Here is a 17182-nt window from a genome sequence, read left to right on the forward strand (position 1 = left end):
GGCGGAGTGCGCGCCTTGATAGGTCTAACGCACACTTCATGCCAGGCTGAGTGCCGGTAATTTTATGTATTCATGTCCTTGAATTTAAAAGCAATGCCGTTTCGTCCACATGCCCCACCCCCCAAAAGCGGGGGAAAGCGAACGGACGTGCAGCGAAGCTTTCCCCCACTGTTGGGGAAAGCTCATTGATCGTCAATTCTTTCGATGCTGTTGCTTGCGCGCAGCTGCGCCAGCGCCTGCAGACGCGCCTGGACCTGTTTCTGTCGGGCAAGGTAGGCCCGAACCATTTCAAGTCCCTGCTCTTGTGTGACATCGGCGGCCTCCATTCGGTTCTCCAACAGGATCAAATGCCAGCCCACCGCCGTGCGCACCGGCTCGCTGACGGACCCGGGTTTGAGGGCAAAGGCTGCGGCTTCGAACTCCGGCATCATGCGCCCCCGGGCAAAGTAACCCAGGTCGCCGCCGGCGCTGGCCGAAGCGTCTTCGGAACCGCTGCGGGCGACGCTGGCAAAATCGGCGCCTTCACGGATGCTCGTGTGCAGTGCCTGCAAGCGTAGTCTCGCGGCTTCGACTGTGGAAGCGTCCGCCCCCTGAGGCACTTTTATCAGGATATGCCTGACCTGGATTTCCTCGGGACGGTTCATCTCGGCGCGGTGCTCCTGATAGAACGCCCGCACCTCTTTTTCGTCCGGCTCGACGACCCTCGTGAGTTCAGTAAACATCTGCTGCGCCGCCAGGTCGCGGCGGGTGTACTCGATGTAAGAAGCCTCATCGAAACCGGCGTCTTCCAGGCGCCGGGCGAACACCTGTGGGCCACCCATGGCCTGGCGGGTCTGGTCCACCTGGGCTTGCACCGTGGCATCGCTGATCACCACCCCGCGCTTGAGCGCCTCCTGCCACAGCAGTTCCTTGTCGATCAGTGCATCCAGCGCCGCCGTGCGCAGCTGTTTGTAGGCGCTGGGGCTGCGGATGCTGGCGACCGCCCGGCCCTGATCCTCCAGGTATTCGGCGAAATAGCGCTCCAGGCGCAGCTGGGAAATTTCCTCGCCATTGACCCGTGCCACGGCCGGGCCATTGCTGCAAAACGCGGCGGGCACCCACAGGGTCAACAGCACCATTACAGTCGTGAGTTTCATCTTCGGCCTCCGGATCAGGGCGTGGCGGCAATGGGTTTGTAGGGGGCGACCAGATAGAAGCGCTGGTCGGGCAGGTCCACGGTGACCACATGGGCGCCGCTCAGGCCCAGGCGTCGGCCCGGACCGAAACTGATCAACGGGGTCAGGCCGGTATCGAAGTCGTGCAGGCCTTCCAGGGCACTGATGAGTTTTTCCCGGCTGGCATCGCGCCCCGCCTGCTTCATGCCCTCGCTGAGCAGCAGCATCGAACTGTAGGCCCCGACCTGCAGCACCGCGTGTTCGCCGCCGAGCTTCTGGCGTTCGCGCAATTGGGTCAGGGCGGTGCGCCCGGTGCGCGTCCAGTCGCTGGGCACGAACGGATACGCCAGGAACACCCGCCGGGAAAACCCGCTGGGCACCTGCATCAGATCCCCCGCCACCTGGTTCGAGGCGGCGAACAGATAAGGCACCTGGCCCGCGGTCTGCAAGCGCGCGGCCAAACGACTGAAGCCGCCACTGCTGCCCATGTAGAACACCGAGCGCGAGCCCAGTGGCAACTCGTCCTGCGCCGTCTCGTAGGGTTGCAGGCGCACTTTCTGCCAGGCGTTGTCCTGCAGGTATTGGGCAAGTTTCTCCGCCGCCAGGCGCTGGCCCGGCTCGTTCGGGTAGGCGATCAGCGTCGGGCCCTGCAACACGCGCAGGCTGGTGGCGGCGTAGTTGGCCAGGGCAATCATCTGTTCGCGCAACCCCGGCAGCGGCTCGAAAATCTGCCGACTGGCCTGGGCCGTGCCCTGCAACGACAGCGGCCCGATCAGGGGCACGCCGGCCTGCTCCAGGCGCGGGGCCAGTTCGTTATCCAGCGCCGGCACCAGCGGTGCGACCAGGGCGAACACCTGTTCCTGTTCGATCAACTGGTCGAGCGCATGCTCGGCGCTGACACGATCGGGACCGGGATCGAGGATGGTCAGGCGCAACTGCCGGCCATGAATCCCGCCCGCTTCGTTGATCCGCGCCACGCTGCCCCGCAGCACCGCCGCCACCGTGGTGCCCTCCTCGCCCAACACGCCAGTGCTCGGCAGCAAGGTGCCCAGGTGCAGGCTGTCGGGGCTCAGGCCCGGATCGCGCTCATCAGCCAGGCGCTTGAGGTAGGCCGTCAGGTTGCGTTGATCGCTCATCGACAGGACGAACCGCGGCATCGCCGAATCCAGCCGGTTGTTGCCCGGGTCACGCCCCTCCTGGATCGCACGGGCCACAGTGCCCTCGGTGTAGGCTGGGTAGGCACGTCCGTTGATCTGCTGCTGGCCGTAGGTACTGGTCAGCCGCGACCAGCTCAGGTCCGGCGGGCGCACTCCGCCTTCCGGGCGCCCCAGGCCATCGCTGCCGTGGCAGTTGGCGCAGGGCACGCTGGTGGCCGGCAGCAGCATGCCCGCCGCGCCGATCCGGGCCATGATCGGCTCGCCGTTGGCGGAGACACCTTCGCGGTACAGCCGCTTGCCCGCACTTTCGCTGGGCGTCAGCGTTAATGCCTGGGCGCTCAGGCTGATGCCGCCGAGGAGAAGCAGGCCGAGGATCAGGGCGTTTTTCATGGCCCTGGCTCAGCGACCGGCCACGGGCATTGCCAGCAACTGCAAGCGCTGGGCAATGGCGGCGGCCGGGGCATCGGGACGGATCTTGCTCCAGCGCTTGTTCGCCACGTCACCGACGATCAGCTGGGTGGAGTGCTGCTCGGGGGACGGTATGACCTGGCCGATACGGCCCAGGACCAGGTCCATCTGCGCTTTGTCGCCGGTAAGAAAAAGCCAGTGGGGCTCATCGACGCCCTGCTTCAAGGTGTAAGCCTTGAGTACCGCCGGGGTGTCCCGCAGCGGATCACTGGTAAGGGAGATAAAGGTGATGCCGTCCGCCTTGTCGCCCAGCACTTCGCGCACTTGCTTGAGCTTCTGGGTGATCAACGGGCAGGCATCGGTGCAACTGGTGAAAATCACATTGAGCAGCACCACGCGGTTTTCCAGCGCGTCGCTGTAGAAACGCAGGGTATTGCCGTTCTGGTCCTGCAACGGCGTATCGGTGAACCAGGTCTTGGCATCGCGGGTGCCAGCGGTCGGCTGGGCGGCGGCCGCCACCGTATCGGCGGCAGGCGCCGCGGGTGCATGCCCTTCGTGGGCCATGGCCAGGGCGCTGGCGAGGCAGGCGCAGAGGCTCAGGGTGAACCCGTGGAGAAGTCTCATGGCTGATGCTCCATGGCGATGGCCGTGTGTTTGGCATGGGTGTTGCGTTCACCGCTGAGCTTCTCCACCTGCCGGGTCAATATGTTCGGGTCGGTGAAGCCGTAGTAGCGGGTCCAGTGGCGACTGTTGCCGTCCCCCACCAGGATCAGCGGCGCATGGTTCTTGAAGTCGCCACTGAAGCTGCCCAAACCCTTGAGGGTTTCGTTGACCGACTGCGTGGAACCGGTCAGCCAGCTCCAGCCCGGGCCGTTCTGGAAGGCGCGGGCGTAGTCGTTGAGGCGCTTGGCGTCGTCGCGCTGTGGGTCGATGCTGATCGACACCAACTGCACCTCGGTGCCGACCCGCGCACCCAGCTGTTTCTGCACCTTGCCCATGATCGAGGACACCACCGGGCAGACCGTGGTGCAACTGGTGTAGATGAAGCTCATGACCACGATCTTGTTGGCCACAAGGTCTTTTTCCAGGCGCACGGTCTTGCCGCTCTGGTCCACCAGCGCGACGTCGGCAAACTTGACCTGGGCGGTCTCGGAACTGGTGCTCTTGGCCGCCTGGGTGTGGCCGGCATGTTCGTCTACCGAGTGGGCCAGGGCCTGGCCGATGGCTAATTCCAACGAGCAGGCCAACAGGCAGATCGTCAGCAGTCCATGATGTGCGAATCGGTTCATGTCGATGTCCTCTTCAATGAGCAATGCCTGGGGTTACCCGAACGCTGGCAAAAGTCTGGTCGTCGAAATTCGCGCCCAGGGACGCCGCACGCACGTGCAGGTACCAGGCGCCTTTTTGGTCAAGGGTGACCGGGGCTTCATAAATGCCATTGCCGACGTCCCGTGCTGCGACGTGCTGGGGCCGTGAACTCGGCGCGAGGAAGTAACGCACCTGCACGTCCTTGACCCCGCTGCGCTGGACCTTCTGCTTGCCCTGGACGATACGAAAACGCACGACATAAGGGCTGCCCAAGGCAGCCGTGGTCTTGTCGAGCATGAACTCCACTTTCGGCACGCCGGCGACGGGCGGGAGTTTGTCGTTGGTCTCCACCACGGCGCTGAAGCAATGGATGATGTTGGGCTGGTTGAGCAGGAACGCCACGTCGAAGCGCCCCGCCGCCGGCAGCTTGATCCGCGAGCTGTACAGCCCCGGTTCGACCTCGCGCAGGCTGCGGTCGATGACCAGTGCCGCCCGCGCCACCTGCCCGCGATTGGGGTAGCCGGACATCGGCGCGTTCATGCCTTCGGCATAGAAGTAGGTGGTGTTGTCCACCGGGTTGACCACAAACACCGCATTGTCGTCCCGCGACACCGCCAGGCTCGACGCCAGGGGCAGGTCACCGGCCAGCCGTGGTGGCTGCGGCCCGGCTTCGAAACCCTGGCTGATCGGCTTGCGGCCTTCGCCGAGGGACGCCAGGTTGATCATCGTCACCTTGGCCGAGGCCAGGCCGCGCACGTAGGCATAGGCCTTGGTGAACACCACCTGGTAGGGTTCGGCGGACACGTCCAGTTCATGGATCAGCGCATCGTTAGCCGCATCGATCACCGCGGCCTGGTTCTCCAGGGTATTGAGCACGATGCCGAAACGCCCGTCGGCGCTGAAGCCCATGGGGCCAAGGCCCTGCTTGACCTTGATCACCCGCCGCACCGACTGGCTCGCGGCATCGACCACGGTCACCGTGCCGTCCTTGCCATCGGCCACATAGGCCGCGCCGGACAGTGGCGAGTACGCTACCGACAGCGGGTGCGAACCGGTCTTGAGCTGCTTGGCGATGGTCAGGCTGGCGATATCGATGAGGCTGACTGTGCCGTCGTCGCGGTTGGTGACAAAGGCAAAACGGCTGTCCTTGCTGAAGGCGATCTCGTGGTGGCCGCTGCCGGTGGCCAGGTGCTTGAGGGTCTTGAGCGTGGCGGTGTCGATCACCGTGACCCCGGATTGCTCGGCCGACGGAGCATTGTTGCCCACCCACAGCAGGCGCTCGTCCGGTTGCAAGGCCACGCGCACCGGGTTACTCCCGGCGGCCACCGAGTCGATCAGCTTGAATTGCTCACTGTCGATCACCGCGACTTCGCCCGCCGTCGGCATCGACACGAATACCCGCTTGTTGTCCCTGGGGGTGACCCAATCCATCGGCGGTTGCTTGATGTCGATGCGGGTCAGGGTGCTGGTGATACCGCCCACCGAGACTGACGGGTCGACCACCGAGACGCTGGCATCACGGTTCATCACCATCAGGAAATAGCTGTTGAGATCGAGCAGCGGCCGTGCGCCGATACTCGACTTGAGGAACACCCCGACCCGGGCCTTGCAGCTCTGTTCGCGGCCCTGGGCCTGGTCGGCAGCAACGGTTTCCGGGTCAATCCAGGCGCTGGGGGCGATGCCCGCCAGCGGTTGGCCGGACGCCTTGTCGGTGACCTTGAAACGCACGTCGGCAAACTCACCCTCGCGCAACACGCCGCCTTCGGCCAGCGGCCGTACTTCCAGGGCCACCGACACGCCGTCGCGTTCAAGGGTCTGGTCGCTCCAGGTGTCGGGTAGCGCAATGTCGCTGAGCAGGGTCGGTGGCGATGTGCGCCACACCCCGAACCAGATCAGCGCGACCCCGACGATCAGCGCCACGCTGGCGATTTTGATGGTCCTGTTCATGTCACTCTCCCCTTCAGATCTATCCCTGCCTCACCGCGCCCCCTGTAGGAGCTGGCTTGCCAGCGAAGGCGTCAGCACATTCAACATTGATGTGTCTGACACTCCGTCTTCGCTGGCAAGCCAGCTCCTACAGGTGTTGCGTTTGCCTGCCCTACGGCGCTGGCGCCGGTTCCGCTTCGTTGGTCACCCGCAACAGCCCCCACAACCCGGAGGTGTTGCCGTAGGCGGCGTAATCGCGGAACAGGTAGTCACCCGGTATCGCGTTGACCCCCCCGGCGCTCGGCAGCATGAAGCTGAAGTGGGCTGCCGGCAGGACGCTCTCGCGGGCGCCGATGTACATCGACATCGGGTTGTAGCCGAACTTCACCGAGCCCACGCCAGGGGTGCCCATTGGATAGCCGCCGGTATCGCTCTTCTCCGACAGGAACGGGTTGGTCGACCAGACGTGCCCGTCCAGCTGGAAGGTCGTGCCGCGACTGCCGCCGGTAGGCATCAGGATGTGCGTACGGAATGGTTGCCCAGGCCTCGCGTAAAGCACCGGCGTTTGCGGATCACCACCCACCAGCGCATTGCTGTAGGCCATGTGCGCGTTCACCATGTCGCCGTAGCCCGCGCCATCGGCATGGCCGAACGGTGCATCCGGGGCCAGGCCGAAGCGGTACCACATCGGCTCGGTCCTGTAGTTGATGGCCATGCTCGAGTTGTCCTGCGGATCGTTCGGCACGCCGAACCCTTCCGCGGCAATCCCTTCCACCGGCCGACCATTGGCCCAGCGAATGTTCAAGGCCTTCTGCCAGACCATCGCAAAGTCGCGGTAGCTGGTTTGCCCTGGTGCGGTGACCGTGGCATTCACTTTGCGCGTGTCGTCAACCCAGGTGGCGCCCACCGGCAGGATGCTCGCCGCAGCGGCCAGGCCTTTTTGCGACTGCTTGATCACGTCCGCCGGAGTGAAATTCAACCCGCCGAACTCGATCGCCGTGGCGTTGATGTTGTCGACATTACGTCCCAACTGAGTGATCGGTTTGCCTTCACGCTCCAGGTGCCCGGCGTAGTACTGGTAGGTACGGGTCGGGTAGGCTCCGCTGCTGCCGACACGCGGCGGCACGGTCTGGGTCGGGTTGGCGCCGACGTTGGTGCCGTCGGATTTGGTGATGTCGTACGCCAGCAATTGCGCGTGCAGACCCACGTGGCTCGACGGCCGCATCAGGTTGTTGCTGAAGGTGGTCGAACCGGTGCCACTGTTGCGATCACGCTTGACCATGCCTTGCATCACCGCGGTCTGGGCCAGGTCCGGCATCACGCTCGGCAGACGGTTTTCCAGGGTGACATTGATGCAGTCACCGGCCGCTGCGCGCAGCACCAGGGGTTCGACTGGCACACCGGGTTTGAGCTTGCCGGTGGCAGGGTCGAGGTCGGCCTTGCGCACATACAGGATCGCGGTCGGGTCATGCAGCGGCCCGCTTTGCCCGCCGATGGTGATGGTTTCACCGTCTTCAGGGTCGAACACAGTGACCTGCGGAATGCTCACGGTCCGCGAGTTGAACACCAGGGTGCCGCCGGCCGGATTCAACGGCCCGCCGACATGCTGGCCGAGACCCGCCGGATCACCGATGGTCAGGCCCAGCGGGTTGCCGAGGATGTCGTTGGCCAATGCCGCCACCACTTCATAGTTGCGTTGTGGGGTCGGCCTAGTGCCGATACCGTTCGGGTTGGCGCCGTACCGTGGGCAGATGCCGTCGAAAGCCACGGTGTTGCGCATGCCGGTAGGCTTGGCGTTGTTGGGCAGCGCGAACAGATCGCTGCGTTGCGCCGTGTAGTTGCGCATCACGCCCCAGATTCCGCTCCAGTAGCCTTCGATCGAAGCATCCATCGAGTACAGGTAGTCACCAGTGGTGGTCGCTGAACTGGACAGCATCGACACCGGCGCAATGAAGCCCATCTGCTCGGAGATGCCGATCATCTGCGACGCGCGCCAGCCGGAGTTGGAGCTGTTGCCGAAACCGGAACCGCTTTGCAGCCACTTCACGCCGTGCAGGGTGACGTTGTGCTCCTCCTCGTGACCACCGGCATGCACCCGCAGCCGCACGTTGTCGCCGGTGTAGGTCCGCAGCATCGGGGTGAACGGATCGCCAGGCTCGGCGCCGCCCTTGTTGATGTGCGGCGGGAACAGCGTGGTGCCGCCGGTTGGGCCGGTTGCCGCGGTGATCAGGTTCGGCGCCAGGTTCATCGCCGGGATCGCACGGTCGGTACGGCTTTGCATGGCGTACGCCAGGTCGCCGCCCAGGCCATCGGCCTGCATGCCGCGCTTGCCGTCCGGGCCGACCTTGTTCGGGTCGTACACCCGCAGGGCCAGCGGTTCGTTGCGGTAATTGACCACGAACATGCCCGGGTCATCCACCGAAATGGCTTGAGGGCATGGCCGGGTTGGGCAGCCGGGCAGCATGCCGCCCTGCATTTCGACAATGCCGTCCAGCAGGGTACTGGCGTTGTTACGCACAGGCGGGTTGATGGCGTAGCGGAAGCTGTCCGCCGTAGCCGGGAAGGCTTGTGCATTCGGCTTGCCGTCCGGGCCTGCGCCGACGTACACACCGGCTTCATACGCGTGCTGGAAGTCGCTGTACTCGAGGAAGAACTCACGGAAGCTGTCGTTCTTGCCATCGCCGTCGATGTCACCGGTATTAATCACCGCTTGCCACGAAGTCGGTCCGCCATCCTGACGCGCGCCGCTGTACAACGGCTCGCCGGTCTCGGCGTGGAACCAGGTGGAACCGGCCGGTTCTGCCAGTACGGTGGCGTACAGGCCAATCTGTTGGTGCGTCGATGGGCCGAGGTGGTCGTGGGTGAAGATGGTGCCCAGGCCACGGTCGACGCCTTTGGCGTTCACCACCGGATCGACGAACCAGCGCTGCATCGCGGTACGCGCGCCGACCCAGTCAGCCCGGCCATATTGACCGAAGTACGGGTGGTTCTTGGCTTTCGGACAGGCAGGTGTGCCGTCGCGTGGATCAGTGCCTTCGCACTGGTTGAACTCGCGGATGGCGTGGATGCGTTCTTGCACCGCACCTGGGGAAAGTACGCCGTCTTCGTAGTTCCAGCCGTTGGACGAACCATCGGCAGACACCAGGTCCCACTTCGGCAGGTGAATGTGCTGGCCGATCACGTCGGTCGGCGTGCGCACCTGATAGTCGTCCATCTCATAGGTGGCCGGCACCAGGTTGGTTTGCTGGTATTGCACGCAGTCGAAGGTGTTCATGCGCATCACCAGAGGTTCTGGCGGACGCTGCTTGGTGATCACCGGCCAGGCGTCTTCCCAGAGCGCGAGGATGCGCGCTTGCGGGAAGTGGTAGCCGACCTTGTTGTACACCGCGTCGAACTGGATGTTGGCCGCCTTGTAGATGCGCGGACGGTCGGCGGTGAAACTCGAGGAGCCAATGAAGGACATGCCGTCGAGCCGCTCACCACTGTTGAATTCACCGATGCCGGCGCTGCTGCTCAGGCGTTTCTGCCGGTCGTCCATGCACGGTTCATAGAATGGCGCACCGGCCATCGGCAAGGCGCCGTTGGTGCGGAAAGGCCGTGCGACGATCTGGTTGCCCGGCAGCAGGGCGAAACTTGGATGGTCTTTCTTGGCGTGGAAGGCCATTGCCGCTTGCTCGACTTCGGTGCCCTCTTCCGGCAGGTAGATCGGCTTGGCACGCGTGACCGTCTTGGAGAAATCCAGCGAGGTGGTAATGGTCTCGGCCTCGCCACCGGCAGACATGCCGTCCAGCACATGGCGGCCCAGGCCACCGTCCCAGCCACCGGACTGAGCCGGGTCAAGGTTGGCCCACAAGGCTTTGCCCGTGGCTTTCAAGGCCTGCGCCGTGGCAGCGTCGAGCATGTCCAGCGGCGGAGTCGGTGGGCGTTGGCCGACCGAGCTTTCCATGCCGCCGATCCAGAATGGATAACCAGGGTTTTTCAAAGTGCCATCGGCGTTGCGGTTGGCTTCACTGCGATCGACCAGGGCCAGGGAACCGATGGCCTGGGCACCGCCGCTGCCGCCATGATGCTCGCCGTCATCGTCGTCCTCTTCTTCATCATCGTCATCGTCGTTGGCGGCCACCAGGGCCTCGCCGATTTTCGGTACCACGGCGACTTTGCCTGGCATTGGCGCCATGGCTTTGCCGGGCAGCGGCACTACCGCAGGGATGGGTGTGCCAGCGACGATTTCACCATCGGGCAAGGCCCGTGCGCCCGCCGCGGGTTTACCGCTGCGCAGGGCATAGGGCTCGCTGTGGTAACCGTCGTTGCCTTGTTGCGAGACTTCGAGCTTGGTGCCTTCTTCGAACACGTCGTGCACCCGCCACATGGCCCACATGCCCTGGGCAAAGTGCGGGTAGAAGTGGCAGTGATAGATCGCATCGCCGGCGACCCGGTTGCGGTTGCCCGAACCGCCGTTGGCGATTTCATAGGTGTAGCCGGCGCCCGCACCGATGCCCTGGGCGTCTACGTAGTCCGAGTTGTCATCGTTGGGGTTGAACAGCCACTGATGCCCGTGCAGGTGGAAAATGTGCTGTTCATGGCCGTTGTGGGTGTTGCGGAATTTGACGAAGTCGCCGATGTAGCTGTGGTTGACGTTGGACGGCTCGGACGGGTACAGCGCCATGGTCGCCTTGACGCCCACCTGGTCGGCGTTCGGAGTCTGGCCCGGGGTGATGCCTTCCAGGCCAGCGTTGGCCGGCACGTCCACCAGCATCGCTACGTCGCCGACGGTGTGGGAGCTGAGGAAGAATTCTTCGTAGGCGCAGGACAGGCAATCGTGCATCGGACCTACGCCGAGACGGTTGGCGACCACTTCGGCGCCCATGCCACCGGAGCCATAGTTGATCATGAAGGAATCGCGGGTCGGCTCCAGCACGTGGGCCATCACCGGGTCGGCCCAATAGGCCGGGAACGCCTGGGTCGCTGCGGTTTCATCCTGGAACTGCGAGGCGAAGTCGCGGAACGGTTCCAGCCGATTGGGAAGCGCCGGGTTGCGTTTGCCCACCGATTCCAATGGATAGGTGGAGGGCGGGAAACTGCCGTCGGCATTGCTGCCCATGACGATCGCGTCGCTCTCGCTGGAAATGATCTCATTGCCGTCGACCATGTTGATGATCGGCGTGCCGGCCTTGCCTTCACGGACCCACGGCTCGCGTTGCGGGTAGCGGGCCTGGTAGTCGACGATCGGCTGACCGGCCGGGGTGCGCCCTGTGGTCGCCAGGCGCATTTCTTCTTCGGTCACCGTGTTGCGGTAGGTGCGACCGCCCTTGGGCACCACCACGACCTGGCCGAACAGACCGTTGGCGACGTTGCCGGCCGCACCTTCACCACCGAAAGTTGCGCCACGGCTGCTGGCGGCGAACACCCCTTCGCGCTCGGCGTACAGGGTGTATGAGCGGCTGGCGCCCGGAGCGATCAGGCTATTGGCATTGCGCCCGGTGAACGAAGCGATGTCGTCGATGCTGTTGACCGCTTGCATGCCGTTGACCTGGAAACCGACATGCCGGTCGGCCACTTGCTCGTCGACCTTGAAGTTTTCGTTACCGCCCACTTCGATGCCTTCTTCTTCCTCACCCTCCTCTTCCTCGCCACCGTCGTGGGAACCGGGGTTGGCCTGATAGGCCAGCAGGTTCTGCAGGTTGATGGTCAGGCAGTCACCGGCGGCCACCCGCAGCACCAGCGGACGTGGACGCTTGTCGGGACGCAGCGAAACCTTGCCCGGCACCGCCGCACCACCCTGGGCCAGTGAGACGTCATGGTCATCGACCACATCGCGACGCAGGGCGAACATCATGCCGTTGACGTTCTGCGCACCGAGGCGGTTGAACATCAGCGGCTGGTCCAGCGCCACGACGTTGGCCACCAGGTTGCGCTCACATCGCGCTGCCGCTTCGGCGACTTCGATGCCGAGCATCGATGCGGCCAACAGCAGCCAGGGAAGGACGGATGGAGCGTGGAATGTGCCGGTCATGATCACGGGCCTCGCTGTGGGTGCTCACAGGGAATAATTCTCGACAAAACCCTTTGAGCAATCTGTATGCCATAAAAAATTTATCGTTATTTCAAACAGTTACAGTCGCCATTTAATTCATCGGGGGATATTCCCCACCCATTCCCCACTTTTGCGTCGGGGCCACCATGCCCCAATGTTGGGGAAACTCGCCCCAAGCTGTTCGTCATAGCGGGGCATCCGCCGCCAGCCCCTGCAGGCGCCGGTATTGGCGCAGCACACTGGGCACATAACGCTGGGTTTCGGCGAACGGCGGGATCACCCCGCCACGGCTGAGCACCGCTTGCGGCCCGGCGTTGTAGGCGGCCACGGCGAGGGCGATATCGTTGTCGAACATCGTCATCAGGCGCTTGAGATAACGGGCTCCGCCCTGGATGTTGGACTTGGGGTCGTAGACGTTTTTCACCCCCAGCTCGCGGGCGGTGTCGGGCATCAACTGCATCAACCCGCCCGCGCCCCTGGGCGATACGGCGCGGGCGTTGTAGCTCGATTCGGTCTGGATCACCGCGTGCAGCAGCGCGGCCGGCAACTCGTTGTCCGTGGCGGCCTTGGAGACCAGCTCGGCATAGGGGCGCGAAGCGATCATTTGCGGCTGCTGATCGAGGCTGACCGCCGCCACTTCGACCTCTTGCACCACCCGTTCGTAGTGGCGGCCGGGGCGATGGACGTTGGACAAAACGAAGTCGCCCTTGGCGTCTCTGGAAACAAACACATCGGCCTGAACAGCACCGGCCAGCAGCATCATGCCAAGCAATCCTGTGGTGAGAGTTTTCATGGTTCTACCTCCCCTGACCGGCCCCGAAAAATGGGGGTAATGCCCCAATGGCCAGTCGCGTATCAGCCATACGCAAGCACTGTGCCGAAAGCGCGAGTGGCCGGAATACGGGGGCTGCACGAGGATGTCCGAAGCTTGAGCGGGGCTTTGCATGGCAATTGCATAAGCCGTTGACGCGACCCTTCTGCCGACTGTGTGAGGTCAACATGAAACAGCGTCTGCGTTTCGCCCCGCGTGCTTTTCCCCCTCGAGCCGAGCGCGGGTTCACATTGCTTGAACTGTTGGTGGTGCTGGTGGTGCTGGGGCTGTTGGCCGGCATCGTCGCGCCGAAATATTTCGCGCAACTGGGCCGTTCCGAAGTGAAGGTGGCCAAGGCGCAAATAGAAGGCCTGGGCAAGGCCCTGGACCTGTACCGCCTGGAAGTCGGCCATTACCCGTCGACCGAGCAGGGACTGCAGGCGCTGGTCACCGCCCCCAGTGACGAAACCCGCTGGACCGGTCCGTACCTGCAGAAAAAACTGCCGCAGGACCCCTGGGGCCGTAACTACAACTATCGCTACCCTGGCGAAAACGGCGAGTACGACCTGCTGTCCATGGGCAAGGACGGCCAACCCGGCGGCGAAGGCGAAAACGCCGAAGTCACCAGTTGGCAATGACGGGAATGGCGACCATGCGTTTTCACCTCAAAGCGGTCGGCAAGGCCGGTGTGGTTTCAATGACTGTCGAGGCGCCAGGTGACAGCGAAGCCCGGCGCATCGCCGAGGACCAGGGCCTGCGGGTGGTCAGCCTGCACGCCGAACGTCACTGGCGGGCGCTGCGCCCCAGGCAGCGTGAGACCTTCAACCTGGTGTTGTTCAGCCAGGAACTGACCACCCTGCTCAATGCCGGCCTGCCGTTGATCGATGCGCTGGAAAGCCTGGCGGAAAAAGAGAACGCGCCACAGGCCCGCAAGACCTTGAGCGAACTGGTGCGCCTGCTTTACGAAGGCAAATCGTTTTCCCAGGCGTTGGGCCAACTGTCGGCGGTGTTCCCGCCGCTCTACGTCGCATTGGTCCAGTCCAGCGAGAAGACCGGCGCCGTGGGCGAAGCCCTGGGCCGCTACGTCAGCTATCGCCAGCGCATGGACGAGGTTCGCCAGAAGATCGTCAGCGCCTCGATCTACCCCATGCTGTTGCTGGTGGTGGGCGGTGGCGTGGTGTTGTTCCTGATGGGGTATGTGGTGCCGCGCTTCAGCCTGGTGTTCGAAGGGCTGGGCTCGAACCTGCCGTGGCTGTCGCAGATCCTTATGAGCAGCGGCATGTTCCTGCACGCTCACCAGGGCGAATTCTTTGGCGCACTGGCGACGATCGTCATCGCCCTCGCCTTCCTCCAGCGCCAGCCGGCCTTTCGTCGGGGCCTGGACCGCTTGATCGAGAAACTGCCGGCGGTGCATCAACGCATCTTCATGTACGAACTGGCGCGGTTCTACCGTTCGCTGGGCATCCTGCTGCAAGGCGGCATCCCCCTCGTCACCGCCATGGGCATGGTCCGCAACCTGCTCACCCCGGCCTCCCGCCTGCGCCTGGACCAGGCCTGCGAAAGGGTGCGCGAGGGGCAATCGCTGTCGACGGCGCTGGAACTCAATCACCTGGTGACCCCGGTGTCCCTGCGCCTGCTGCGCGCTGGCGAACAGTCCGGCAACCTCGGGCAGATGATGGAGCGTAGTGCGGACTTCTACGACGAAGAAATCAGCCGCTGGATCGAATGGTTCGTGCGTTTGTTCGAACCCTTGCTCATGACTTTCATCGGCCTGCTGATCGGGGTGATCGTGATTTTGATGTACATCCCGATTTTCGAGCTGGCCTCAAGCATTCACTGACGCCTCTGGGACGGGCCTGCCCGGGAAATCTCAGTCTTTTTCCCCGTGACAACGAATAAAGCCGGACCCAGGCGTGTTTACCCACTGAATATGGCAGCACGTTGCATTGTTCATCAACGTTCCAACTTGAATTAAAAGACGGAGAACGACATGCACATCAACAAGCTATTACTGGCGGTAGCGATTGGCGCGGTCTTATCGGCGTCTACCGTCCTGATTCCGGACAGCCTGTCCGGGGTATCGAGTGCCCAGGCGAAAGAAGGCGGAAGTGGTGGGGGCGGTGGTGGCGGTGGCCACGGTGGTGGTGGCGGCAGTGGTGGCGGTGGCGGCGGTCACGGTGGTGGCGGCGGCAGTGGTGGCGGCGGTCACGGTGGTGGCAGCGGTGGCGGTGGCGGTGGCGGCGGTAATGGTGGTGGCCATAGCGGAGGCAGTGGTGGCAGCGGCGGTGGCAATGGCGGTGGTCACGGCGGCAATAGCGCCGGCAGCGGTCATGGCGGCAGCGACCATGCTTCGGGACACGCCGGCAATACCGCCTCGAACTCCGGACGTAGCAGCACCCACTCTGAACCGGGCGACGATCATGGCGTACATCAGGCCGGACATGACGACAATGGGGTTCACCGCTCCGGCGAGGTCGGCGACGACCACGGCGTTCACCGTGCTGGCGAAGTCGGTGACGATCGCGGCCTGCATGCTGCTGGCGAACCCGGCGACGACAAACGCGTCAACTGACCTGGTCTAAACCCTGTGGGAGCCAGCCTGCTGGCGATGGCGGTGGGTCAGACGACATCAATGTCGAATGTCCTGACGCCATCGCCAGCAGGCTGGCTCCCACAGTGGATTGTGTGAACCGTAGATCTACAATACACCCTGCGTCTGATCCAGCCGCTCGCGCAAAAACCCGATCAACGCCTGCACCGGTCGCGACGCCTGGCGATGTTGCGGATACACCGCCGACAGCGTCAGCGGCTCGGGACAAAATTCATCCAGCACCGCCACCAATCGCCCATCCTTCAACGCCGCCCCGACGATAAACGTCGGCAAATAAGTAATCCCCATCCCGGCAGTCGCCGCGTCCTTGAGCAGCTCGCCATTGTTGACCCGCATCCGCCCGGTGACGTTGACCATCAGCGGCTTGCCCTGCCCTTCGAAGCGCCATTGCACCTGACGCCCATGACCGTAAGGCAGGCAGTCATGCTGGTGCAGGTCTTCGGGTTTGACCGGCGTACCGCGCTCAGCCAGGTAAGCCGGGCTGGCGCAGTAGACGCGCTGGATGGAAGCGATGCGCCGCGCGATCAACGTCGAGTCTTCCAGCGTGCCGATGCGCAGTGCCAGGTCGTAGCCCTCGCCGAGCAAATCCACCGGGCGATCGCTCAGGTCCACCTCCACCGTGACGTCACGATAACGCTGCAGAAACTGCGGCAGCAGGCACCCCAGATGCGCCAGCGCAAACGACAGCGGCGCACTCACGCGAATGGTGCCGCGCGGCTCGGTGGTCTGCCCGGCGATGCCCTGCTCCACCTGCTCGACTTCACCCAGCAAGCGCAAGGCCGATTCGTAGTAACTTTGCCCCAGGGGCGTGACATCCAACCGCCTTGTCGAGCGATTGAGCAGCCGCACACCCAGACGCGCTTCGAGCTGCATCAGGCGCCGGCTGACAAACTGCTTGGACAATCCCAACTGATCGGCGGCGGCCGTGAAGCTGCCGGAATCCATCACCTGGCAAAAAATACGCATATCTTCGAACGGGTTCATTGTCGCGCCTTGATTGACAGTCCGACACTTTACAACGTTTACAAAGCAAAAGATCGCAGCCTCCGGCAGCTCCTACAGTTGTACGCGTTCCCCTGTAGGAGCTGCCGAAGGCTGCGATCTTTTCAGCCTGTCGACTTACTTCGAAGTAAAGGTCGTGTAGCTGTTGATCAGGTTACGGTAGTTCGGAATGCGTTCCGACAGCAGGTTGGCCAGGCCTTCCATGTCGTTGCGCCAGTCGCCTTGCAGCTCGCAGGCAACCGAGAACCAGTTCAACAGCTGTGCACCGGCGGCCGACATGCGGGCCCAGGCGGCTTGTTGAACGGTGGTGTTGAAGGTGCCGGAAGCATCAGTCACCACGAACACGTCAAAACCTTCGGCCAGGGCCGACAGGGTCGGGAACGCCACGCAGACGTCGGTGACCACGCCGGCGATGATCAGTTGCTTGCGACCGGTGGCCTTCACCGCCCTGACGAAGTCTTCGTTGTCCCAGGCGTTGATCTGGCCAGGGCGCGCAATGAACGGCGCATCCGGGAACTGCGCCTTGAGCTCCGGCACGATCGGACCGTTGGGGCCGCTGTCGAAACTGGTGGTGAGGATGGTCGGCAGTTCGAAGAACTTGGCGATGTCGCCCAGGGCCAGCACGTTGTTCTTGAACTCGTTGGGCGAGAAGTCCTGGACCAGCGAGATCAGGCCAGTCTGGTGATCGACCAGCAGCACCACTGCATCGTCTTTGTTCAGGCGTTTGTACGGAACGTTGCTCATGAAAAACTCCTTGGTGGATGGTTGTCG

At 63.7% G+C, this 17182-nt stretch carries 12 protein-coding genes; 3 read left to right on the top strand and 9 right to left on the bottom strand.

What is annotated here, in order from left to right; translation table 11 throughout:
- Positions 1-182: 182 nt before the first annotated feature.
- The 7 genes from ACM6I6_RS02380 to ACM6I6_RS02410 all read right to left on the bottom strand — a co-directional run bounded on the left by ACM6I6_RS02380 (position 183) and on the right by ACM6I6_RS02410 (position 12780).
- Complete coding sequence (locus ACM6I6_RS02380; RefSeq protein WP_274076667.1) at positions 183-1136, bottom strand: peptidylprolyl isomerase; 954 nt, start codon at positions 1134-1136, stop codon at positions 183-185.
- A 14-nt stretch (positions 1137-1150) separates the two neighbouring features.
- Complete coding sequence (locus ACM6I6_RS02385; protein ID WP_323608240.1) at positions 1151-2701, bottom strand: ABC transporter substrate-binding protein; 1551 nt, start codon at positions 2699-2701, stop codon at positions 1151-1153.
- A gap of 9 nt (positions 2702-2710) precedes the next feature.
- The gene (locus ACM6I6_RS02390) at positions 2711-3343 is read right to left on the bottom strand and encodes an SCO family protein (protein WP_414919316.1); all 633 of its coding nucleotides are present in this window, start codon (positions 3341-3343) and stop codon (positions 2711-2713) included.
- A complete protein-coding gene (locus ACM6I6_RS02395; protein ID WP_274076664.1) occupies positions 3340-4008 on the bottom strand; it encodes an SCO family protein in 669 nt (222 codons plus the stop codon). Before ACM6I6_RS02395 ends, ACM6I6_RS02390 begins: the two co-directional genes overlap by 4 nt.
- A 13-nt stretch (positions 4009-4021) precedes the next feature.
- Positions 4022-5974, bottom strand: a complete 1953-nt coding sequence (locus tag ACM6I6_RS02400) for a cytochrome D1 domain-containing protein (RefSeq protein WP_414919317.1) — start codon at positions 5972-5974, stop codon at positions 4022-4024.
- A gap of 151 nt (positions 5975-6125) precedes the next feature.
- Positions 6126-11966 (bottom strand): manganese-oxidizing multicopper oxidase MnxG, encoded by a 5841-nt coding sequence (mnxG, locus tag ACM6I6_RS02405; protein WP_414919318.1) that lies wholly within the window; start codon positions 11964-11966, stop codon positions 6126-6128.
- A gap of 205 nt (positions 11967-12171) precedes the next feature.
- Positions 12172-12780, bottom strand: a complete 609-nt coding sequence (locus ACM6I6_RS02410) for a lytic transglycosylase domain-containing protein (RefSeq protein WP_414919319.1) — start codon at positions 12778-12780, stop codon at positions 12172-12174.
- Between the two features lie 206 nt (positions 12781-12986).
- Here ACM6I6_RS02410 and gspG point away from each other — a divergent pair, with 206 nt between their 5' ends.
- The 3 genes from gspG (at position 12987) to ACM6I6_RS02425 (ending at position 15370) form a co-directional block, all read left to right on the top strand.
- Positions 12987-13436 (top strand): type II secretion system major pseudopilin GspG, encoded by a 450-nt coding sequence (gene gspG / locus ACM6I6_RS02415; protein ID WP_046815462.1) that lies wholly within the window; start codon positions 12987-12989, stop codon positions 13434-13436.
- A 14-nt stretch (positions 13437-13450) separates the two neighbouring features.
- The gene (locus ACM6I6_RS02420) at positions 13451-14638 is read left to right on the top strand and encodes a type II secretion system F family protein (RefSeq protein ID WP_274076659.1); all 1188 of its coding nucleotides are present in this window, start codon (positions 13451-13453) and stop codon (positions 14636-14638) included.
- 150 nt (positions 14639-14788) lie between these two features.
- Entirely contained in the window at positions 14789-15370 is a 582-nt protein-coding gene (locus tag ACM6I6_RS02425) for a hypothetical protein (RefSeq protein ID WP_414919320.1), read from the top strand.
- Between the two features lie 126 nt (positions 15371-15496).
- Here the strand turns inward: ACM6I6_RS02425 and ACM6I6_RS02430 are convergent, their stop codons facing one another.
- Together ACM6I6_RS02430 and ycaC are read right to left on the bottom strand one after the other, a co-directional pair.
- Positions 15497-16393: a LysR family transcriptional regulator gene (locus tag ACM6I6_RS02430; RefSeq protein WP_414919321.1), complete on the bottom strand. Its 897-nt coding sequence runs from the start codon at positions 16391-16393 to the stop codon at positions 15497-15499.
- Positions 16394-16528: 135 nt separating this feature from the next.
- Positions 16529-17155, bottom strand: a complete 627-nt coding sequence (ycaC, locus tag ACM6I6_RS02435; protein WP_414919322.1) for an isochorismate family cysteine hydrolase YcaC — start codon at positions 17153-17155, stop codon at positions 16529-16531.
- Positions 17156-17182: the final 27 nt, after the last annotated feature.

This window comes from Pseudomonas sp. IT-P218, from assembly GCF_949767605.1.
GTDB classification, from domain to species: Bacteria; Pseudomonadota; Gammaproteobacteria; order Pseudomonadales; family Pseudomonadaceae; genus Aquipseudomonas; species Aquipseudomonas putida_AE.

What these genes read in the sequence shown, in the direction of transcription:
- mnxG (WP_414919318.1), bottom strand. Translation starts at nt 11,966, where the DNA reads ATGACCGGCACATTCCACGCTCCATCCGTCCTTCCCTGGCTGCTGTTG.
- ACM6I6_RS02380 (WP_274076667.1), bottom strand. Translation starts at nt 1,136, where the DNA reads ATGAAACTCACGACTGTAATGGTGCTGTTGACCCTGTGGGTGCCCGCC.
- ACM6I6_RS02400 (WP_414919317.1), bottom strand. Translation starts at nt 5,974, where the DNA reads ATGAACAGGACCATCAAAATCGCCAGCGTGGCGCTGATCGTCGGGGTC.
- ACM6I6_RS02430 (WP_414919321.1), bottom strand. Translation starts at nt 16,393, where the DNA reads ATGAACCCGTTCGAAGATATGCGTATTTTTTGCCAGGTGATGGATTCC.
- gspG (WP_046815462.1), top strand. Translation starts at nt 12,987, where the DNA reads ATGAAACAGCGTCTGCGTTTCGCCCCGCGTGCTTTTCCCCCTCGAGCC.
- ACM6I6_RS02385 (WP_323608240.1), bottom strand. Translation starts at nt 2,701, where the DNA reads ATGAAAAACGCCCTGATCCTCGGCCTGCTTCTCCTCGGCGGCATCAGC.
- ACM6I6_RS02425 (WP_414919320.1), top strand. Translation starts at nt 14,789, where the DNA reads ATGCACATCAACAAGCTATTACTGGCGGTAGCGATTGGCGCGGTCTTA.
- ACM6I6_RS02395 (WP_274076664.1), bottom strand. Translation starts at nt 4,008, where the DNA reads ATGAACCGATTCGCACATCATGGACTGCTGACGATCTGCCTGTTGGCC.
- ACM6I6_RS02390 (WP_414919316.1), bottom strand. Translation starts at nt 3,343, where the DNA reads ATGAGACTTCTCCACGGGTTCACCCTGAGCCTCTGCGCCTGCCTCGCC.
- ACM6I6_RS02410 (WP_414919319.1), bottom strand. Translation starts at nt 12,780, where the DNA reads ATGAAAACTCTCACCACAGGATTGCTTGGCATGATGCTGCTGGCCGGT.
- ACM6I6_RS02420 (WP_274076659.1), top strand. Translation starts at nt 13,451, where the DNA reads ATGCGTTTTCACCTCAAAGCGGTCGGCAAGGCCGGTGTGGTTTCAATG.
- ycaC (WP_414919322.1), bottom strand. Translation starts at nt 17,155, where the DNA reads ATGAGCAACGTTCCGTACAAACGCCTGAACAAAGACGATGCAGTGGTG.